20 protein-coding genes are annotated in these 19,629 nt (G+C 53.8%); 10 read left to right on the top strand and 10 right to left on the bottom strand.

All coding sequences use genetic code 11. The features are described from left to right. Nucleotides 1-99 precede the first annotated feature (99 nt). Together J0A66_RS04660 and J0A66_RS04665 are read left to right on the top strand one after the other, a co-directional pair. On the top strand, nt 100-486 hold the full coding sequence (locus J0A66_RS04660) for a hypothetical protein (protein WP_206572618.1): 387 nt from the start codon (nt 100-102) through the stop codon (nt 484-486). A gap of 32 nt (nt 487-518) precedes the next feature. Next, complete coding sequence (locus J0A66_RS04665; protein WP_206572619.1) at nt 519-989, top strand: YchJ family protein; 471 nt, start codon at nt 519-521, stop codon at nt 987-989. A gap of 7 nt (nt 990-996) precedes the next feature. Here the strand turns inward: J0A66_RS04665 and J0A66_RS04670 are convergent, their stop codons facing one another. Both J0A66_RS04670 and J0A66_RS04675 read right to left on the bottom strand, forming a co-directional pair. Then, entirely contained in the window at nt 997-2,091 is a 1,095-nt protein-coding gene (locus J0A66_RS04670; protein ID WP_206572620.1) for an alpha/beta hydrolase, read from the bottom strand. A gap of 112 nt (nt 2,092-2,203) precedes the next feature. After that, entirely contained in the window at nt 2,204-2,662 is a 459-nt protein-coding gene (locus J0A66_RS04675; RefSeq protein WP_206572621.1) for a VC2046/SO_2500 family protein, read from the bottom strand. Between the two features lie 152 nt (nt 2,663-2,814). On the opposite strand from J0A66_RS04675, the gene J0A66_RS04680 reads away from it, so the two are divergent. Together J0A66_RS04680 and J0A66_RS04685 are read left to right on the top strand one after the other, a co-directional pair. After that, the gene (locus tag J0A66_RS04680; RefSeq protein WP_206572622.1) at nt 2,815-4,470 is read left to right on the top strand and encodes a response regulator; all 1,656 of its coding nucleotides are present in this window, start codon (nt 2,815-2,817) and stop codon (nt 4,468-4,470) included. Further along, complete coding sequence (locus J0A66_RS04685; protein ID WP_206572623.1) at nt 4,467-4,751, top strand: hypothetical protein; 285 nt, start codon at nt 4,467-4,469, stop codon at nt 4,749-4,751. The genes J0A66_RS04680 and J0A66_RS04685 overlap by 4 nt, the downstream gene beginning before the upstream one ends. Nucleotides 4,752-4,765: 14 nt before the next feature. On the opposite strand, the gene J0A66_RS04690 is transcribed toward J0A66_RS04685, so the two are convergent. From J0A66_RS04690 to J0A66_RS04705, 4 genes are all read right to left on the bottom strand, one after another. Then, nucleotides 4,766-5,596 (bottom strand): pirin family protein, encoded by an 831-nt coding sequence (locus tag J0A66_RS04690; protein WP_206572624.1) that lies wholly within the window; start codon nt 5,594-5,596, stop codon nt 4,766-4,768. After that, nucleotides 5,593-6,555 carry a glutathione S-transferase family protein gene (locus tag J0A66_RS04695; RefSeq protein ID WP_206572625.1) on the bottom strand — a complete coding sequence of 321 codons (963 nt, stop codon included), beginning with the start codon at nt 6,553-6,555 and terminating at the stop codon, nt 5,593-5,595. The genes J0A66_RS04690 and J0A66_RS04695 overlap by 4 nt, the downstream gene beginning before the upstream one ends. Before the next feature lie 105 nt (nt 6,556-6,660). Further along, complete coding sequence (gene lhgD, locus J0A66_RS04700) at nt 6,661-7,854, bottom strand: L-2-hydroxyglutarate dehydrogenase (RefSeq protein WP_206572626.1); 1,194 nt, start codon at nt 7,852-7,854, stop codon at nt 6,661-6,663. A gap of 2 nt (nt 7,855-7,856) precedes the next feature. Continuing rightward, complete coding sequence (locus tag J0A66_RS04705) at nt 7,857-8,699, bottom strand: DUF6279 family lipoprotein (protein ID WP_206572627.1); 843 nt, start codon at nt 8,697-8,699, stop codon at nt 7,857-7,859. 142 nt (nt 8,700-8,841) lie between these two features. Between J0A66_RS04705 and J0A66_RS04710 the strand changes: the two genes are divergently transcribed. Then, a complete protein-coding gene (locus tag J0A66_RS04710; protein WP_206572628.1) occupies nt 8,842-9,843 on the top strand; it encodes a 6-phosphofructokinase in 1,002 nt (333 codons plus the stop codon). A gap of 138 nt (nt 9,844-9,981) precedes the next feature. On the opposite strand, the gene J0A66_RS04715 is transcribed toward J0A66_RS04710, so the two are convergent. After that, entirely contained in the window at nt 9,982-10,377 is a 396-nt protein-coding gene (locus J0A66_RS04715) for a DUF3718 domain-containing protein (RefSeq protein ID WP_206572629.1), read from the bottom strand. 239 nt (nt 10,378-10,616) lie between these two features. Here J0A66_RS04715 and J0A66_RS04720 point away from each other — a divergent pair, with 239 nt between their 5' ends. From J0A66_RS04720 to J0A66_RS04740, 5 genes are all read left to right on the top strand, one after another. Continuing rightward, a complete protein-coding gene (locus J0A66_RS04720) occupies nt 10,617-11,297 on the top strand; it encodes a TorF family putative porin (protein ID WP_206572630.1) in 681 nt (226 codons plus the stop codon). Nucleotides 11,298-11,309: 12 nt separating this feature from the next. Continuing rightward, nucleotides 11,310-12,050, top strand: a complete 741-nt coding sequence (locus J0A66_RS04725; protein WP_206572631.1) for a substrate-binding periplasmic protein — start codon at nt 11,310-11,312, stop codon at nt 12,048-12,050. 94 nt (nt 12,051-12,144) lie between these two features. Beyond that, nucleotides 12,145-13,638, top strand: coding sequence for a methyl-accepting chemotaxis protein (locus tag J0A66_RS04730; protein WP_206572632.1), 1,494 nt, complete (start codon nt 12,145-12,147; stop codon nt 13,636-13,638). Between the two features lie 78 nt (nt 13,639-13,716). After that, nucleotides 13,717-14,781, top strand: a complete 1,065-nt coding sequence (locus J0A66_RS04735) for an ABC transporter substrate-binding protein (protein WP_206572633.1) — start codon at nt 13,717-13,719, stop codon at nt 14,779-14,781. A 39-nt stretch (nt 14,782-14,820) separates the two neighbouring features. After that, entirely contained in the window at nt 14,821-16,968 is a 2,148-nt protein-coding gene (locus J0A66_RS04740) for a sensor histidine kinase (RefSeq protein ID WP_206572634.1), read from the top strand. A 24-nt stretch (nt 16,969-16,992) separates the two neighbouring features. On the opposite strand, the gene J0A66_RS04745 is transcribed toward J0A66_RS04740, so the two are convergent. The 3 genes from J0A66_RS04745 to J0A66_RS04755 are packed head-to-tail and all read right to left on the bottom strand — an operon-like array spanning nt 16,993 to nt 19,518. Beyond that, the gene (locus tag J0A66_RS04745) at nt 16,993-17,631 is read right to left on the bottom strand and encodes a glutathione S-transferase N-terminal domain-containing protein (protein ID WP_206572635.1); all 639 of its coding nucleotides are present in this window, start codon (nt 17,629-17,631) and stop codon (nt 16,993-16,995) included. 2 nt (nt 17,632-17,633) lie between these two features. Further along, nucleotides 17,634-18,452 (bottom strand): LytR/AlgR family response regulator transcription factor, encoded by an 819-nt coding sequence (locus tag J0A66_RS04750; RefSeq protein WP_206572636.1) that lies wholly within the window; start codon nt 18,450-18,452, stop codon nt 17,634-17,636. Further along, on the bottom strand, nt 18,436-19,518 hold the full coding sequence (locus J0A66_RS04755; RefSeq protein ID WP_439098861.1) for a sensor histidine kinase: 1,083 nt from the start codon (nt 19,516-19,518) through the stop codon (nt 18,436-18,438). The genes J0A66_RS04750 and J0A66_RS04755 overlap by 17 nt, the downstream gene beginning before the upstream one ends. Between the last annotated feature and the right edge of the window lie 111 nt (nt 19,519-19,629).

Consider the following 19,629-nt stretch of genomic DNA (forward strand, 5'->3'; position numbering starts at 1 on the left):
AGAGGCCATCCGCATTCTTGTTTAAAAAAAACACTTGCATGTTTTTTTATACAGTACTACTGTTAATCCAACCACTGTATATATAAACAAGGTTTAGCTATGGCACATATCCATTCAATTAACCCTCAAGCCCGTACCGCTGGCCTACTGGAAATGTCTATTCACCAGGGAGCGCAACTACGTAGCCTGATGCAGCAATTTGTCCAGCAAGGCAAGTGGATTTATCTGCTGGCAGACGGACTGAGGTTTAAAAAAGCCGAAGCTCATGCGATGCAGTTGTCCTGCCCCGACTCCCGGCAGACGGTGGAATGGCTGGAAAAACTCATCACCGCTGGCAAGACCTGTGCACTGTTCGTTGAAGACCTGATGATCGATGAAGTCAACCGCAAGCGCCTGGAACAGCTTTGCCAGCAATTCGGTGTGACCCTGATTAAGCTGAACAAGAAGAAAGACCTGGACAGTAAACTGGTCTATGGGCCATGGTAATGGGCTTATTGGTCCCTATCAGTTGTTCTGTTATGCAAGCGATTTGTCCCTGTGGCTCAGGCCATGCCTATGCCGATTGCTGTGAACCTTTGCTCAGTGGCCAGATGCCTGCTGCCACGGCTGAGTCACTGATGCGCTCCCGTTACAGCGCCTATGTCTATGGAAACTATGACTATATACTGGCCACTTACAGCGACGAAAAAGCCAGGGCTCTGACGGTCGGGGAACTGCGCGAAGCCGGTGAAGATACCCAGTGGCTGGGTCTTGAGGTAGAAGAAAGCCTGGAGCAGGGGCACCGTGGCGAAGTGCGTTTCTGTGCCTATTACCGCAGCGGCGGACAACTCTACAAGCTACACGAGCATTCCCGGTTCGTACTGCAGGACAATCAATGGCGCTATGTGGAAGGCGAGCTTCTGAAAGATACCGGCCCTGTAAAATGGCCGCGCAACGACCCCTGCCTGTGCGGCAGCGGTCTTAAGTTTAAGCTCTGTTGCGGGCGCTAGTTTCCGCTCATGGAAGTAAACTCTTCATTCCAGATTGCATGCAACGAGACTCTCCGGGTGCCGCCCGGCAGATAATGTCAGCCAGACGCTTACCGCCCTGTTCGTAGCCCTCGGTATTGAGGTAATCAGCGATTTCCCAGAAGGCTCCAGGGTTTTCATTCTCCTGCTTGATACCGTAGGCCACAATCTCCTCTGCCTGCTGCCAGTCGGCTTGCTGTTCTGAGATGCTGTAGTGAGTGCTCAAACGTTGCATCAGTTCCAACGGGACGCTGACAGCAAAGCCGTATCGTTTTGTCAGTCCCTGATAGTGGGCTTTCAGTCCCGCAAAACCGCCTACTTTGACCTCGTATGAAGGATTCCAGCCAGCAAAGGTCTGGGTCAGGGCATGAGCCAGGGAGGCATGGCGTGTCATACTGTGGGAAAGCTCGGGAAACTCTCTGAACCCCGCCTGGATACCGGTGTCTCCCTGAAGCCGGTCCCTCAGTTCCTTGAAAGGCGTCAGCATATGCTCTCCTTCACTGGCCAGCGTCATGATAAGAGGCGAACGGTCTTTGAAATTGCCATCGCTAATTCCGGCAACTCTGGCATTGATGGCACCATCATCCAGTGAGGGGCTAAAGGCATAACAGGCGGAGAATGTCTTTCCATCCGATAGCCAGTGATTGACCACAAAGCGCCCGGCATTGGAGTGGCCAGAAAGAATCTTATACTCAGCAGCCCGGTACGTAGCTTGGATATGGGGCAGCAATTCTTTGAGAACGAAACGGGAAAAGGCTGTGTCGGCGGGATCCTCACCTTCACCGGGTCGTAGTTCCTGGCCCTGGCTTTGAATGCCCACCAGGATAAATTCAGGGATTTCCCCTTCCAATAGAGCCAGTGTGGCAGCGGCCGGCAGCATATCCCACTGACCATGCAACAGGTATAAGACTGGGAATCTTTGCTTGGGGTTTTCTGTATAGGAGGCGGGCAGCCTGACGTAAAATTCCCTTTCAGTATCCAGAGCCTGGGATGACAACGTAAAAACCTGACCATATTCCAGATCAGCGGACTGAGCCACAAAGCTGATGGTAAAGGTTAGCAGGACCAGTATCCGTTTTATCATGATTCTTCCTTAAATTTATCGTCCGCGCTCATGCCGGCACAGATGAAGTCCTGCCAGTCTGTAGGGTGATACCCCTCAAATCAACTACTTTTGCCTCTGCGGTCCGTCTCTCTTAAGCGGCCCGAAGAGGCTGCAGGCCTTCAATCAGATCAAGCAGGCCGGTCTCATCTACATCAAGTTCGCTTTTCACCTTGCCGGCCAGACGCTGTCTTGTGTGGTAATCACAATTGGCCACCACCTCATCATCCAGGCGCCTGGCATCGTTGTGAACGGACAAGGGGGTGGGATGCATACAGTGCCAGAGCCTGGCAGACACGGTGAGTTGCTGCTGCATATAACCGGCGTGGATGCTTCCGTTCTGCCAATGCTCGGCGTCTGCCTTGAGGGGAGTCACAGGGCCGGCAGCCACCAAGGGTTGAGAGCTTGAAGGCAGTTGCTGGTCCCGGGCCAGATGGGGCCGTTCCAGCAGATTTTGCTGCAACATGGCCAGCAGCAGCGCAAAGGTGGCCCCCTCCCCTCGCTGTGAGGCCTGACTCAGCCCGCCACTCAGCTCTATATCATTGATCCGCACTGCTGATTCTCTCCTGTCTCACTACTGAGTTTATCGTGCTTCGGCGGGTTAACTTTAATGGTGCATTTGCAGCTTGCGACTTGCTTTCATACTTCTATTCACAGAAGATGGCCCTTGCGTTATCCACTGAATGAAGTAACCCATAACGGACCATGGCGACCCTTTCCTATCACAATAAACGCGTACTGGTCGTGGATGACCAGAGACCCTTTCTGATTCTGCTGCGCGGCATCATGAACAACCTTGGAGCCACCTCGGTAGTGGTGGTGCAAAATGGGGAGTCGGCCGTAGCCGCCTGCCGGCATGAGAAGTTCGATATCATCATTTCCGACCTGCACCTGGGCAGCGACAAGAAAAACGGCTACCAGCTACTCGAAGAACTCAGGGTACGTAAACTGATCAAGCCCACTACTATTTATATGATTGTCAGTGCAGACAGCGACCGGCCAGTGGTGCTCGGGAGTGTTGAACGACAACCCGACGGTTACATCATCAAGCCCTTTTCCCAGTCACAGCTGAATCATCGGCTGGCGAGAGCCTACCAGAAGCGCATGACGCTCAAAGATATCTATCAGCAGATTGACAGTGGACAAATCAGTGGCGCCATCGACACCTGCCTGCAGTTCATTCGTCTTGGCAGCCGCTACAATAAGGTTTGCGCCTCCATCCTCATTGACCTGTTCTGGCGGGAAAAACGCTTCGACGAAGCGTTGCAACTGCTTGAGTCACTGTCCCAGGGCAGTAAAACCCTGCCCTGGGTGACGATCGCCCTGGCCCGGACCTATCTGTACAAGGGCAATGTCAGCAAAGCCATGTTGCTGGCCCGCAAAATTGCCGAACAAAAGCTGTTCGCCGTGGAAGGACTGGATATCCTGGCCGAATGCCTGGCCAAACAGGAAGAGCTGGAAGAAGCGGTGCTGACCATTCAAAAAGCCCTCAATATGGCACCCTACTCCCTTACCCGGCAGTTCCTGGCAGTGGAAATTGCCCGGCAGGCCGGTAACTTCGAGATGGCCAAAAACTGTTGTCAGGCCATACTGGATCAAAGTAAGAAGTCCGTGCATCGCAGCGTTATTCACCTGTGTAATTATATCCGCAGCATCCTGGATGCCGCAGACAAAGCCGAAGACAAAAAACAGCGTAACAGGTATCAGCAGGAAGCCATGCTGGTGCTCCAGCGTAACCGAAACGATGAGCTGCTGACCCGCACCAAGGAGGCCTTCGACTATGGTATTTTTGAAGAGCTGGTGGGGGCCCGCATTAACCTGATTGACGGCAAGATGCTGGAAGCCAAACGTGCACTCAATGAAACCCAGTATGATTTGCGCACCCGTTTTGAGGAGTATCCGCTGGCCCTGGCACCGGATTCCCTGACCCTGATGTGTGATCTGGGCGAATTTGAAGAGGCCGGCCTCCTGTTGGATAAGATTAAGAAGAGCGATCTGCCGCTGGACAGCAACCTTAAATACCTTATTCAGGTAACAGAAGACAAACAGAACGAAATCCGTGACAACTACAACAAATATAATAAGGATGGCATAGGTCATTACGCCGAAGGCCAGTACGAAGCAGCCTATAACGCATTTCTCAAGGCACAGGAGCTGGCGCCCATGAATACCGGTGTCGCCTTGAATCTGCTTCAATGTCTGCTGAAATTAATGGAAAAGATGGATAAGTCGGACCAGACCCTCGTGGTCAAATGCCGCCAGTTGTACCGTATGGTCGACGGCATGCGACTGCCGCAGAGTCACCAGACCAAGTTCGACAGTATCAAAGACAGTGTCAAACACTACCTGGAGCGCAGATGAAACACCTCAAACTGTTTGCAGGCCTGCTACTGCCGGCCCTGACAGCCTGCAGCAGCAATCCCAATCCCTGTGAGAAAATCCTCGAAGTCAAGCAACAGGAACAGCAGTGTGCAGAGTGGCGAAAAGTGATGATGGACAGCAGGTACCCGCAGCAGGCCCTCACGGCCAAGAAGCGCTATGAAGAGGCCTGTTTGGATCTGCGCTACTACCGTGACCAGTACGACACCATCTGTAAAGGCGATGAAACCGCAATTGGTGATAAGGTTGAGAAGAAGGATTGAGTCTTCTTTTTCCTTCAGTCGGTGAAGCGTCCACTCTGATAGTCCATCACGGCCTGCCGGATCTCCTCTTCTGAGTTCATGACGAAAGGGCCGTACTGGACCACTGGTTCGCCAATGGGTTTGGCTGCCACCAGAATCAGCCTGGCCGGGTCATCGAAATCCAAAGACAGGGTGCTCCCCTTGTCCAGTACCGCCAGTTGTCCCCTGAACAAAGGCTGCCCTGCCACCGTCACCTTGCCCTCATAGCAATAAACAAACGCATTGTGTGACGCCTCCAGAGGGATGGACAACTCACCGTTCCCTGCCGCCAGCACATCGAGAAACAGCGGCTTGACCGCTTGCGTGTTCACCGGTCCCGCGATGCCCCGGAACTCCCCGGCCAGCACCCGTACCCTTATGCCCGGTGCAGCTTCCAGCTCAGTCACATCCTGTGACGGAATGTCCTGGTACCCTGGGGCAGACATTTTCTCATCTGCCGGCAGGTTGACCCACAGTTGAAATCCGCGTAGCAACCCGTCGGTTTGCCTGGGCATCTCTTCGTGAATAATACCACGACCGGCATTCATCCATTGCAGACCACCGGTTTCTATTACCCCCTGGTTTCCCACAGAATCCGCATGGCCCATCCTGCCGGCCAGCATATAGGTCACCGTCTGAAAACCCCGGTGCGGATGGGGCGGAAAACCGGCCAAATAATCGGAAGGCTGATCCGAACCGAACTCATCCAGCATCAGGAAAGGATCCAGCCTGGGCAGGGCGGGCTGGCCGATAATACGGGTGAGGGAAACCCCAGCCCCATCCGAGGTTTTGACCCCGGTGACCACTTGTTGGATACGGCGGATCATTGCAGATGCTCCCGGTTGTGGGAACTGGTCAGATCCACTTCGGGTCCCGCCGGCACAATACGGGTGGGATTGATCTGTTCATGGCTGTAATAGTAATGACGTTTGATATGGTTGAAATCGACGGTTTCGGCAATGCCCGGATACTGGTACAGCTCCCGCAGGTAGCCTGACAGGTTGGCATAGTCTGCGATTCGTCTGAGGTTACACTTGAAATGACCATGGTAAACCGCATCAAAACGAACCAAGGTGGTGAACAGCCGCCAGTCGGCTTCTGTCAACCTGTTTCCGGCCAGATAGCGGTTCTGGGCAAGATGACTGTCCAGCCAGTCCAGGGTCGAAAACAGCTCGTTAAATGCGGCTTCGTAGGCATCCTGGGTAGTGGCAAAACCGGCTTTATACACGCCGTTGTTGACCTTGTGATAGACCCGGTCATTAATTGAGTCAATCTGTTCACGGAGTTCCTCAGGGTAGAAGTCGCGCCGGTTACCGGTCAGGTCATCGAAGCTGCCATTAAATATCCGGATGATTTCAGCCGATTCGTTATTGACTATGGCTTGCTCCTGCTTGTCCCACAATACTGGCACTGTCACCCGCCCGCTGTACCCGCTATCGGCTTTGGTATAGAGCTGATGCAAGTGATCAAACCCATAGAGGTGATCTACTGTGGCGCCGGTAAAGCCGTCAAACTGCCAGCCCTGCCCGAGCATATCCGGGGATACCACTGAGACTGAAATATGTGACTCCAGATCCTTAAGCTTACGAAAGATCAACGTGCGGTGCGCCCAGGGACAGGCCAGGGAGACGTACAAATGATAGCGACCCGACTCCGGCTTAAAGCGACTGTCTGCCTGTCTGCTGATCTCATTGCGGAATTTGGACGCTTCACGCTTGAACTTGCCCTGATTTTTCTCTGTGTCATACCACTTGTCCTGCCATACTCCCTCAACCAACAGTCCCATAGTGCTCTCCTTTTAATCTGACGGATATCTGTAGGGTTAATCTAAGCAGGCAACAAGCGAAACAAAAAGTGCAATAAAACCGCAAAAGCATTCTAATTTTTTGAACTATTTACCCAGGCGCTCCACTACCGCCTGCGCAATGGGGATGGCTGAGGTCGCAGCGGGGCTCGGCGCATTACCCAGATGCAGGGTTCTGTCGGTCTGTACGAACTTGAAATCATGCAGCAGTTCGCCTTTTCTGCTCACGGCCTGCGCCCGGACCCCGCTTCGGTAGGGCAGCAAGTCCTGCAGTTGAATCTGCGGACAGTACTTCTGCACAGCCTTGAGGTAACCCGTCCTGAACAGAGAATCCCGGCACTCCTTCAGGCCAGTGCGCCAATAACGACGTCCCAGGGACCAGAAGCCCGGATACCCCATCATTTCGGCCATATCTTTGAAATTAAACTCTCTCCACCCGTAACCTTCCCGGGCCATAGCCAGTACCGCATTGGGACCGACCGTCACTGAGCCGTCGATCATCCGGGTCAGATGTACCCCTAAAAATGGCAGGGCCGGGTCCGGCACCGGGTAGATCAGGTGGCGGACCAGACCATTGTACCTGGCGGGCAACTGATAATATTCGCCGCGAAAAGGGACAATTTGGAAGTCCGTAGACAGGCCTTGCAGGCGAATCAGTCGGTCCGCCATCAGGCCGGCGCAGTTGACCAGGCGTTCGCTCAAATACTGACGTTCTCCTGTCACCACCCTAACCCCCCCTTCACGTTCTTCCAATGCCGTGACGGGTGCCCGGTAGCAGATACTGGCCCCGGCCAGGGAGGCCAGTTCCAACATCCGCCGCGTAATGGCTGAATAATCGGCAATGCCGGTTTCCCTGACCAGCATGGCCCCCACACCGCGGATTGACGGCTCAGTCTTTTTAAGTTCTGCCGCACCCAGGAACTCAGGACTCAGGCCGTTCTGTCGACAGCGTTCAAGCAGGGCTTCCAGCCTCCCGGCTTCAGCATCGTCGGTGGCAACGATCAGTTTTCCGCATTGCTCGACAGGCAGGTTCTGGGCCCGGCAGAACCCTACCGTGGCTTCCAGCCCCATCCTGCAGTAGCGAGCCTTCAGACTGCCGGGGGGATAATACACCCCGGCATGAATTACCCCCGAATTGCGCCCTGTCTGGTGCGCCGCCGGGGCAGGCTCTTTCTCCAACACCAGCACCCTCTGACCAGGGTAGTGCTGCAAGTACTGCCAGGCAGTGGCCGCACCCAGGATGCCGGCTCCAATGACGATAAGATCATAGTTGGCAGCCAAGATCAGTCGTCGCCGATAAGATCGGTCAGATCGTCAATCAGTTCCTGCAGCTCGCGGGAGACGTGTCGGCGTTGCTTGTCGCTCAGGCTGGGCTGAAGGGCTTCGAGCATCTTGGCGTAAAGTGCATTGTTGTATGCCGAAATGCGCTTGAACTCTGGACTCTGGTAACGTTCTGGCTCACTCAGAAGCTGAGCGAAGCTGGCCTTCCACTGCTCAGAATCTTGTTTTTCCAGCAACATTTCTTTGGCGCGTGCCTGCCAGGCGCGCCGGTAAATTATCCAATTGTTGAAGTTGCTGCGGAATTGTCCGGCATATTCTCCTACCAGCTCCTTCTGCTGCTCGTTCAGCCGGCCGGCCCACTGCTCCAGATCCTCGACCAAATTCTCATGACGCTCCTGCAAACGTTCACTTTCATCCTGATCGGCCCTATCTTCCTCGCGTTCACGGTTTTTATCCTCCACTTCCGTGAAGATAGACTCAACTTGTTTGTCCTCCAGGGTCAAGGCCAGGGTCGCCAGTTCCGGTGCCAGATGGTCTAACAACCTCTGCCAGTGAGCTCTGCCCTGCTCAAACTCAGCAAGCCACTGGGTCTGCGTCATCGGCCCCTGCTCGACGGCCTGTTTTAATCTGACCAGGTGTGCCCGATAGCTGACCAGTTCCTCGTTGCGATGCCAGTCCAGCCATTCGTTCATATGTTGATCAAACAGCTTTTTTTGCTGGCGATCCAGGTTCACATAGTCATCCAGATACCAGTGCACCAGCCAGTCCAGGTTAGTGTAGACAAATCCCGTTGAACAGCCGGCCAGTCCCAGTACCAGCAGTACTGTGGCGAAGAGTCGTTTCATTGCATTTTCCAGTAGTGTCAATCGGATTTTCAGCCTGAGTTTAACAATTCCATGATCTGACACAATCTGTCAGATGTAAGCAGATTTAATTCTGTCACGCCCTTGGTTTATGCTAACTACACTACATTCAATGGAAAGTTCAATGAAACGACTCGCCCTGCTTACCTCCGGCGGCGATGCCCCGGGGATGAATGCCGCTATCCGTGCCATCGTGCTGGCCGGCCATTATTTCGGCCTGGACGTGATTGGCTACCGGCATGGTTTCAATGGTCTGCTGGAGCAGGAATACCAGACGCTCATGCCCTCGGATGTGAATAATATCATCCAGCGTGGCGGAACCATTCTGAAAAGTGCGCGCTGTAAGGCATTTACTACCGAAGAAGGCGCTCGTCAGGCGGCGGATAATCTGCAACAAGCCGGGGTGGATACATTGATCATCATCGGCGGGGACGGCTCTTTTCGCGGCGCAGTGCATCTGTCGAATTTCTGGAGCGGAAGCATCATCGGCCTGCCCGGCACCATTGACAATGATATCAACGGGACAGACGCTACCATTGGCTACTATACGGCCATTGATACTGCCCTTGAGAGTATCGACAAAGTAAGGGACACGGCCGATGCCTTCGAACGGATCTTTCTGATCGAGGTAATGGGCCGGCACGCGGGCTTTATCGGTCTGAGCGCCGCGGTCTGCTCAGGCGCCGAGCAGGTATTGCTGCCCGAGCTTTACCCCAACAGCCAGCCGGATGTGGAGGAACTGGTGGGCCACATTCAAAAAGCCCAGCAAATCCGCGGAAAATGCAGCTATATTATGGTGATTTCTGAAAACCTCTGGCCAGGTGGCGCAACAGATCTGGCCAATCAGATCAACGCCCGTACCGGCATCGATTGCCGCCCCGTCATCCTGGGGCATGTGCAGCGGGGGGGCTCGCCCGTCAGCCTGGACCGCATGCTGGCCTCCAAACTCGGTGCCTACGCCGTTGAAGCTGCACTAAAGGGAAGGACCGGAATCATGATTGGCGAATGCAACCAGCGCATGGTGGAAGTGCCATTCGAACAGACCTGGAACAAGCCCAAGGAACTGGACCCCTATCTGGTCAGGATCCAGCAGGAGGTGTTCGACCTCGTCAAGAACTCTGCCTGACCTGAATCCATGAGAAAGCCCCGCCGAAGCGGGGCTTGTTTAGGCAGAGTCATTCATCTGTTTAAGAGGCGTCAAGACCACAGAAAAATGACGCCTAGACTCTTTACGCCGTCTGCCACCTGCTGGCAGCAAACAGAATTAACTGATACGGGACAGCAGTTCCTGACCGATGGCTGTATTGATGTGACCATTGGCTTCAGCCCACTGCGGCAGCGCCATACCGTCTTTTTCGGTCTTTATCAGGTCATCCTTGCTCATCTTCTTGATCATGAAGGTGCCCACTTCAGCAGCATTGTTCTGCATGGAGTAGCGGATCAGGCTCACACCGCCACAACTTACGCCATCATAGTAGTCTCCAAGACGCAGATTGTAGTCATCCTGAACCTGCTTAACCTTCTTACGCAGCTCGCTCTTGTCGTCGTTCTTAACGATGGTGCAGATATTCTGCAGATCGGCGTTGATATCGGCAAAACTGCCCGGAGCGACCAGCAGGGCGGACAGACTCAACACACAGGCGATAGCGGATTTTTTCATGGAAGCAAGCCTCTTAAAAGTGGGGTTCAAATCTTGACGGCGCGAATCATACAGCCGGCCCTGGATTTCCCCTAGCACGCCATTCACACCTATGTATATATATTCATAACATTTCATAAACCATTGTTTTTTAATAACTAATGCTTACCTAAAGGTTTTTCCGTTTGTTTTTGGCAAAAAGCTTGCGTTCTGAAAAACTGCACTATAATTAGTGAGAAAACACCTTGGGAAACAATATTATGCGGCACACAACACTTCCCTTACTGTTTCTTGTCTCCTGCGCCCCTACCGCCATGGCCGAATGGTCCTCCACTGTCACCCTTGCCAGCGATTATTTGTTCAACGGGGTCTCACAGACTGATGAAAATCCCGCATTGCAGGCAAGTCTGGACTGGGCAGGAGAATCCGGCTGGTACGCCGGAGCCTGGGGTTCGAATGTGGATTTTGGTGACGACACCAATCTCGAAGTGGACCTTTATGCAGGTTACTACCAGGACCTGAGCGAAAACATGAGTCTGGATATCGGCCTTGCCCAATACACCTATCACGGGGCCGACTACAGCAGCGACGGCAATTACCCGGAAGCCTACGTCAAGTGGGGCATCGGCAATACGGAACTCAATTTCTGGTATAGCTGGGATTATTTCGGCACAGATGCGGGCCACTATATCATCATGCTCAATCACAGCCTGGAATTGAACGAAGCGACCTCATTGCTGTTCGGCGTCGACCGTTCGGTGAGCCTAGACGAGGACAAGTATGAGTGGGAAGCAGGCAAGAAACATTATTACCACTGGCAGGCTACAGTCAATTATCACTATTCCGGGTTCGATATGTCACTGGGAGTCCACGGAACGGATCTGGATACATATGGAGATACCACTGTCCTGCTGACAGTCGGTCGGACCTTTACTTTTTAGAAGGAGCCGGTCATGAAAACCCTTGCCGCCTTTGTCTTTGTCAGCCTGTTCAGTCTCGGCTTGCAGGCTGAAACCGTGCACCTTACCTCACTGAGCTGGCCGCCCTACGCTGAGAAAGGCCTACCCAAGCAAGGTGCCTCAGTGGCCGTTGCCAGAGCGGCCTTTGCCAGCATGGGCCATGAGCTGGTGGTGGATTTTTTCCCCTGGAGCCGGGCAGTGAAACTGGCGGGAGACGCCAACAGCAAATATGTGGGCTATTTCCCCGAATATCACTACGAGTCAGACGAATTCCTGTTTTCCAAGCCTATGGGTCAGGGACCTCTCGGCCTAGTTGAAAATACTGCCAGCCCTATCACCTGGACTTCTGTAGCGGATCTGAGTCAATACAGTATTGGTATCGTGCAGGACTATGTGAACACTGAGGAACTGGATGCCAAGATCGCCAGTGGTGAAATCAGGGCCCAGGCGGTAGTGTCGGACGACAAGAATGTTCTCAAAGTCGGGGCGGGTCGTGTGGATGCAGCGGTCATTGACGCCAATGTGCTTAGCTATCTGCTGAAGAATGATCCCAGCCTTAAAGCCATGCAGGGCAAGGTGCAGATGAACAGCAAGCTGCTGGTCAACAAAGATCTGCATATCGCTTTTAAACACTCTCCCGAGGGACAGAAATGGCTGACTATTTTTAACCAGGGACTGGACAAGATAGACGCCCAAGCCATTATGCAGAGTTATCTGCAAAGCTCAGAAAAATAGGGTTCAGGCTGGCATGTTGCCGGTCATGTTCAGAAGCTCTTCGAGGCGTTACTCCTGCATAGGGCCGCCGGTTGTGAAACAGTGAGTGGTAGAGATGAAATTGACCCAATCCATTTCCTTTAAGTTGATCGCTGCGGCCCTGTCCGTGGTTATAGTCGTAGTGCTGGCATTCGGCGTCTACGACTATCAGGTGCAGAGCAAACGGCTGAAGTCGCGCCAGCAAACCCAGCTCAGCCTGATGGAGGCACGTCTGCAACTCAGCCTGCCCGCAGCCATGTGGAACTTCGAACAGGATCAGATGCAGCGGATTCTGGACTCAGAGCACAAGGCCGAAGAAGTGGCACTGCTGCAGATATATAACGACAGTCAGGAAATGGTCATCGAATCCCAGGGTAAGGCCACGGAAGAATATCGCTCCGTGCCCTTGTCTTATGATGAAGGGGGTAATGTCACCGAGCTGGGTCAGGTACGGGTATACATCGACAACAGCGGCATCGAAGAGCAGCTCCGCAATCTGGCCGTCAATGCCCTTATCAAAGGCCTGCTGCTGGCCATCCTGCTGATCGGCGCCCTATACCTGCTGTTCAACAAGCTGGTTATCGCCCCTTTGTCAGAAGTGGCCAATGCCCTTGAGAATATCGCTCGGGGTGAAGGGGATCTGACCCAGAGACTGAGAGTCAAACGGGATGATGAAATCGGCGTGGTTGCCTCCTCTTTCAACGCCTTTGTTGAGAAGATCCAACACCTTGTGCAAAGCATGAAAGAGGTGGTGGCGCAAACCCTGGCCATTGCACAGGATGTGAGGGACGGAACAAGCGCCGGTCAGGGACATCTCGAGAAACAGCAGATTGAAACTGACCAGGTGGCGGCCGCCATTACCCAGATGTCGTCATCGGCCAAGGAAATCGCCCAGAATGTGCAATTGACAGCGGATGCGGCCGATCATGTCAGCGACGATGCCAGAAAGGTGTCCGATATCATCAAAACCTCAGTCTCATCCATCAATAAACTGTCTGAACAGTTAAATCAGGCCACCGGCGTGGTGGGCTCACTGGAAAGCGATGTGGAAGGCATTGTCTCGGTATTGGAGGTCATTCGCAGTATTGCCGAACAGACCAACCTGCTGGCCCTGAATGCGGCTATAGAAGCCGCGCGGGCCGGGGATCAGGGCCGCGGTTTTGCTGTAGTGGCCGATGAAGTCCGGGCACTGGCGAGCCGCACACAGGAAAGCACCGCGCAGATCCAGTCCACTATCGAGAAGCTGCAAAACAGTGCCAAGTCTGCCGTCCAGGTGATGGAGCGAAGCCAGGCACAAAGTAAGGAATCGGTAGAAAACGCCCGCAGTTCGGGCGAGTCTATCAAAGGTATCCTGAATTCCACCGAACAAATTACCACCATGGCCACTCAGATTGCCACGGCCGTCGAGCAGCAAAGTGCAGTGGCCGAGGAACTCAGCCACAACGTCAACCGTATTGTCAGCGCCGGGCATGACAGTCTGCATCAGTTGGAGGAAATGACCCACAGCTCGCAGCGTATGAATGACAATGCCGAACAGTTAAGTGGGCTGGCAAAACAGTTTAAGGCCTGACTAAACGCAGGCCGATCGCAAGGTCGCCCTTATTTGCAGGACGCATCATTACTTGTCGACTGTAAAGAGGAGCAAAAAATGCAAAGCAGAATATTAGGGTTGATGGTGTTCATCTGCCTGTCTGGCAGCGTCTGGGCCAAAGTCACTCTCAATGTGCTGGAATGGGAAGGCTATATCAGTCCCTTTGCCGACGAATTCCGCCAGTATGCCAGGGATAAAGGCATGGACGTGGAACTGAAGATCATCACCCCCTATATCACCAACAGCGAGCAGATATTCAAGGAGCTGCGGGCCAGAAAGGCCGATCTGGTCACCCCCACCCACAACTACTACAAGATGAACCAGGACAAGCTGTTCCAGGTGCTGCAACCCCTGGACTATGGTCAGTTGCACAACTATGCCAAATTGCTCGATTCGCTGAAAAATGCCAGCTATGACAAACTGCAGGGCAGCAAGTATTCAGTACCCCTGCTGGGCGGTTCTTATGGTCTGGCTTTTAATCAGGACAAGGTCAGCGAGCCTGATTCCTGGCAGGTGTTGTGGGATCCGGCCAACAAAGGTCGCTATGCGGTAACCGAAGATCAGTTTGAAGCCAATCTGTACCTGACCATGCTGGCTCTGGGCTATCCGCCACAAAGTTTCTACGATGTGGACAGTGGCCAGTTCAACCAGGATCAAGTGCAACAAAAGCTCAATCAGTTGGTACAGAATGCCGGCTCCTTCTGGGGAGGCATGGCCGATCCGGATAAGATGAAAGACTTGCGCTATGTGACCACCTATTGGTTTGGCGTGGCTGCCGCCAATGATCAGGGCCAGAACTGGCGTCTGGCAAATCCCAGGGAGGGGCAGACTGTATGGCTGGACACCATGGCCATTGGCAAGGACGTGGAGGGCGAGAAGCTTAAAGCGGCATACCTGCTGATGGATTTTATGATCAGCGAACCCATCCAGAAAAAAATCCTGGAGATGTACGGCTCTATCATAGTCAACGGCAAGACCGCCGAGCTGCTTGATGACGATACAGCCAGGGCGAAACGGGTCGGTGATGAAAGCTTCTTTGTCGAAGAAATGTTCTGGCAGCCCCTGAGCACACGTACACGCAATATCTACAAGGAGATGTGGAAAAAAGCCCGGGAGCAGTAGATTGCAAAATTGCCCCTTCGCTGGCAGCCGGGTAGCCTCATGAATATCAAGACCCGCATCCTGGTCTTCGTCATACTCTTTGAGGTTGTGGCGTACACCACCTTGCAGCTGTTCGCCGGTCTTATCTACAAGGAGGCCCTGGATGATTTCAAGCAGAGTGAAATCCAGGCTGTCTTTGCCAGGAGTACCAGTCGCATAGACAGCCTCATCGGGCTGATGGAACAGAAAGCCACGGACCTGGCCCTCCAGGGCGAGGAGCTGTACCTGCTTCGTCAGTCAGATACCCTGTCCCTGGAGGACATCAATGTATTGTCCCGGCGCTTGCTGGAAAAGCAGTTTGCCAGCTTCCCCCAGGCCATTGGTGGCGGCCTGTGGTACGAAGCCAACCGCATGGATCAGCGTCACCGCTATTATGGGCCTTATGTCTTCAAACAGAACGAACAGGTAAAGTTCACCTGGGATTTAAGCCGTCAGGATTATGACTATCTGAATCAGGGCTGGTACAGACTGGCCAGGGACAACGACTGGGGCAGGCAGCAGTCCCGGTACCGGCCGGTGTTCTGGACAGCACCATACCGGGATGACGCCGGCAGCTTTTCCCTGATGATGACGGTAGATGCGGTAATGCTTGATTCTGATCGCCAGCCATTGGGCATGGCCACGGTGGACTGGTCACTACATGAAATGACCGCCTTCTTGGATACCATCAAGGTCTCGCCTGGTTCCACCCCTTTTTTGATTCACCAGCAATCCGGACTGATCCTCAGCTATCCGCTGGATGCCAGCCTGATTATGCAATCGGCCGGTGGGCTGAACTGGGCGGCGCCGCTGCTGGCGGACAACAGGCTCAATCAGTTTATCGGCCTGTCTGATACGGTCCGGGTCCCGGGACTGGAAGACATTCAGCAAGTTTTTTATCAGGTCACCGAACACGGCTTTATAGTGGGGTCGCTGGTTCCGATTGGCGATCTGCGCCGTCAGATTGAGCAGGTTTCCAGGCTGACTCTGTTCACCGGCGCCGCCATTGGACTGGCCTTTATCCTGATAATGATCTTCATCCTGCGGGTACTGTTCAGCCCGTTCGATGAGGTTCTGAAAACTATCCGCCATTCCATCAGCTATGACAAAGAACAGCATGTGCAGCTCAAACAGGTGGAGTATGACAAAGTCAATGAGTTCACTCCCATCATCAGGGCCCTGAATGATGTCTATCTGCAGATCAAAACCTATGTAAACGAAATCACCGACACCAATGCCAAACTGAGACGCTCAGAGCGGCAAATCAACCGGCTCAACGCGGCTTTGGAACAAAAGGTCGCGCTGCGCACCCGTGAGCTGGAATCTAAGACCCGGGAAGTCACCGAATCCCTTGAAAAGCTTCGCCAAACCCAGCAGCAACTTGTCCAGAACGAAAAACATGCCGCACTCGGCCGCCTGGTCGCCGGAGTGGCCCATCAGATCAACACCCCACTGGGTGTCTGCGTCACCGCGGCCTCTATGCTGGCCCTGACCGCCAGGGAGATTCACGACAAAGCCCATGATGGCAAGGTCACCCGCGGCGAGTTCGAGGAATCCTACGAGAAAATCCTCGCCAGCGCCGATCTGATCAACATCAATCTGAATAGGGCCACAGAGCTTATCAGCAGTTTCAAACAAGTGGCGGTGGATAACCAGGATCAGAACAAACGCCTGTTCGATGCCGCTGAATACGTGCAAAATATCCTGTTGTCGCTGCGTTCACGGACCGAATCGACTCCCCACCAGATCAGACTCCAGTGCGATGGTCCCATCAGCCTGTATGCGCCTCCCGGCGCCCTGACCCAGATCCTCACCCAGCTTATCGACAACGCCCTCTACCATGCATTCAACAAGGACATGCAGGGAGTGATCGATATCAGCCTGTGCAGGGAAGATACGCAGTTGCTGCTAAGCGTCTGTGATAACGGCTGCGGGATGGAACCCACAGTGCGTGAACAAATCTTCGCCCCCTTTTTTACTACCCGGGCGGACAAGTTCGGCAGCGGCCTTGGCATGCACATTATCTATAACCTGGTGATCCAGCAACTGGAGGGCAGCATAGATTGTCGCAGCGAGCCGGGTAACGGGACCTGCTTCTTTATCCGCATTCCTCTGGCGACCGCCGAGCTGCAGCAAGAAAGCAATCAAACCAGCCGTAACGGCGCCTGATACCGAAGCGGCCAGAGTGGACAGTTACCAGGTCAGTCTGTTTCGTTGCCACACGGGCTGGAACTGCGCCAGTGCCGCAACCCTGGCCGCCACCGAGTACATCTTCGGGCAATGCTCGGCAAACCATGCCGGACCGGGGCGCCAGCAACACATAACCGCCAGGTACAGATCCAGGGCGCCCAAATCTTTACCCAGTGCGTAAGGGCCAGGATCGATCTGGGTTTCGAATTGTTGCCAGAGGACTTCGCGGCGCTTGTCTGTGCTGAGCTTCAATTGCCCGGCCACCGCTTTATCAACGAAACGTTCAGGATGATCGCCGTAGGTAAAAGTCGGATAGACGGCGCACACCAGCCACATCAGCCAACGCAGACACTCAGCTCTATGGGCGTCCTCTGGTGCCGGTAACAAGCTGCGTAGCGGATACACATCGGCCAGATAAAGGGTAATGGCGGCAGACTCGGAAATGACTTGTCCGGATGGTAGTACCAGAGTAGGCACCTCCATCAGTGGATTTACCTGTTTGAGCCGCCCGGCATCATCGCGCAGATGGTCCCAGTCGATATACTCCAGGTCTACGTCCAGTCCATAATGGGCGAACTGCGCCTCAACAATGGCCGAGCCACCGCCTTTGGCTGCCAGCAGCAGGGGCTTGCGGAGCTTCACGGTTATTGGTTGATCATGGATTTGACCCTGTCCCTGTGGCTGCGGCTGACTTTCAGCTCTGTGCCGTTATGCAGGACCAGGTGATACTCGCCGCTGACATGGCTGACGAGTTTGTTGACGTACTGGATATTGGCTATGGCGCTGCGATGTACCCGCACAAAGCGCCGGGGATCCAACTCGTCTTCCAGTTCTTTCATGGTGCGGCGCATGATATGGGTGCCGCCGGCGGCGTGCACACACATATAGTCGCCGGCTGCATCGATCCACTGGATATCTGCCACCGGCACCCGGGTAATTTCATTGCCGTCCTTGATGGCCAGGATATCCGGATACTGGCTTAACGGCTCCCCTTCAGCCAGGCGACGCAGTATCTCTTCGCAATCATCACCCGTCATGTCCGCCATCAGCCTGGCCAGTTGTTCCTTGTGCGCCCCTTCCTGGTGCATCTCCAGATACCGGCTCACCCTCTCGATGGCTCCCTTGAGGCGCTTGTCGTCCACGGGCTTGAGTACATAATCCAGGGCATGCACATCGAAAGCCTTGATGGCATAAGTGTCATAGGCGGTGACAAAAATAATCAACGGCAGGGTATTGAGCTTTTCCTGCAGGTGATTGATGACCTGAAAACCATTCAGGCCAGGCATCTGGATATCCAGAAACACCAGATCCGGCTTGAGGCGGCTGATCTTCTCCACCGCCTCGGTACCGTTCTTGCACTCGTCGATCAATTCGATACTGTCATAATCTGACAGTCTGACGGCCAACCCCCGTCTCGCCAGGGGTTCGTCGTCAACTATGATGGTTCTAATCCTGGTTTGCATCCTGACCTACCTGATAGGGAATTCTGATACTGATTTTGACGCCCGACGGTTTATTGTGGGCGATCACGAAGGAAAAATTATTGCCGTACAAAGATTGCAGCCGCTCCCTGATGTTGGGCAACCCCACTCCGCCATGACGCTGTAACTGGCCATCGACAATATTTGCACCGGGACCGTTGTCGGCCACCTCTATCAGCAGATCCTGACCAAAGAATTTGGCATGGATACTGATAGTACCGCCTTCCTCGGTCCGGGCGATAGCATACTTGATGGCGTTCTCAATCAAAGGCTGCAGGATCAGACTCGGCACCAGCGCCTGACGGCTGTCAGGGGCCACGTCCCAGATCACCGTCAGACGGTCCTCAAAGCGAACCTTCTCTATATCCAGATATAAGTCGATGGCCTGAATTTCCTGCTCCAGCGGCACCCTCTTGATGGGATCCTTATCCAGAGAATAGCGCAAAAAGTCACTCAGGCGACTGACCATGGCATTGGCTGTCTCGTTTTCCTTAATCAATACCAGGGTGGAAATGGCGTTGAGGGTATTGAATAAAAAATGCGGATTGAGCTGATAACGCAGCATTTTCAGATGGGCCTGGTGGGCCATGGTCGAGGCTTTCAGAGCATTCTGTTTTTCCTGCTGCAGCAGTTGGTAGTATTTAATACCGAAGTACAAGCCACTCCAGCAGACGATCACTGAAAAAGAGTCCACACTGTTGCTGAAATAATAGAGCCATTCATCGGGCCGGTAACCGTGTTTGTAGATCTCCCAGTAGTTGATGTTCTTCACCACCGCCCACAGGGCGCCCACCACATAGGAACTGGCCAGCGCCAGTAATACCATCAGCCAGGGTTCCAGCTTCCACAGGTAACGGAACAGGTAACGCAGGGGAATGGTGATCAGCCAGCCCGCGTAGGCATTGAGCAGAATGACGAACAACCAAATGTTGCGCATGTCGTGCAAAAAGGAACCCAGATAGTAAACCAGGGCAAAACCAATCCAACCGCAGGTATGCAACAGCCAGAACTGACGCTCTTTGTCTTCAAACAGTTTTTGCCAGTGGATCAAGCCCGCCTCTCAGCTGCATGGAGATGTAACAACTATCTGAATTATACGGAAAACCGCAGCAGCACAAGGTGCCTTTGGTCGTAGCCCTGGCGTCATCTGCCGCACGCA

The sequence above is a fragment of the Bowmanella dokdonensis genome, assembly GCF_017254865.1.
In the GTDB taxonomy this organism is placed as follows: Bacteria; Pseudomonadota; Gammaproteobacteria; order Enterobacterales; family Alteromonadaceae; genus Bowmanella; species Bowmanella dokdonensis.

Bases quoted from the DNA above. Each gene is read 5' to 3' on its own strand.
- J0A66_RS04665 (WP_206572619.1), top strand. From the start codon at position 519: ATGCAAGCGATTTGTCCCTGTGGCTCAGGCCATGCCTATGCCGATTGC.
- J0A66_RS04680 (WP_206572622.1), top strand. From the start codon at position 2,815: ATGGCGACCCTTTCCTATCACAATAAACGCGTACTGGTCGTGGATGAC.
- J0A66_RS04670 (WP_206572620.1), bottom strand. From the start codon at position 2,091: ATGATAAAACGGATACTGGTCCTGCTAACCTTTACCATCAGCTTTGTG.
- J0A66_RS04735 (WP_206572633.1), top strand. From the start codon at position 13,717: ATGCAAAGCAGAATATTAGGGTTGATGGTGTTCATCTGCCTGTCTGGC.
- J0A66_RS04660 (WP_206572618.1), top strand. From the start codon at position 100: ATGGCACATATCCATTCAATTAACCCTCAAGCCCGTACCGCTGGCCTA.
- J0A66_RS04690 (WP_206572624.1), bottom strand. From the start codon at position 5,596: ATGATCCGCCGTATCCAACAAGTGGTCACCGGGGTCAAAACCTCGGAT.
- J0A66_RS04740 (WP_206572634.1), top strand. From the start codon at position 14,821: ATGAATATCAAGACCCGCATCCTGGTCTTCGTCATACTCTTTGAGGTT.
- J0A66_RS04695 (WP_206572625.1), bottom strand. From the start codon at position 6,555: ATGGGACTGTTGGTTGAGGGAGTATGGCAGGACAAGTGGTATGACACA.
- J0A66_RS04705 (WP_206572627.1), bottom strand. From the start codon at position 8,699: ATGAAACGACTCTTCGCCACAGTACTGCTGGTACTGGGACTGGCCGGC.
- J0A66_RS04750 (WP_206572636.1), bottom strand. From the start codon at position 18,452: ATGCAAACCAGGATTAGAACCATCATAGTTGACGACGAACCCCTGGCG.
- J0A66_RS04715 (WP_206572629.1), bottom strand. From the start codon at position 10,377: ATGAAAAAATCCGCTATCGCCTGTGTGTTGAGTCTGTCCGCCCTGCTG.
- J0A66_RS04710 (WP_206572628.1), top strand. From the start codon at position 8,842: ATGAAACGACTCGCCCTGCTTACCTCCGGCGGCGATGCCCCGGGGATG.
- J0A66_RS04730 (WP_206572632.1), top strand. From the start codon at position 12,145: ATGAAATTGACCCAATCCATTTCCTTTAAGTTGATCGCTGCGGCCCTG.
- J0A66_RS04725 (WP_206572631.1), top strand. From the start codon at position 11,310: ATGAAAACCCTTGCCGCCTTTGTCTTTGTCAGCCTGTTCAGTCTCGGC.
- J0A66_RS04685 (WP_206572623.1), top strand. From the start codon at position 4,467: ATGAAACACCTCAAACTGTTTGCAGGCCTGCTACTGCCGGCCCTGACA.
- J0A66_RS04720 (WP_206572630.1), top strand. From the start codon at position 10,617: ATGCGGCACACAACACTTCCCTTACTGTTTCTTGTCTCCTGCGCCCCT.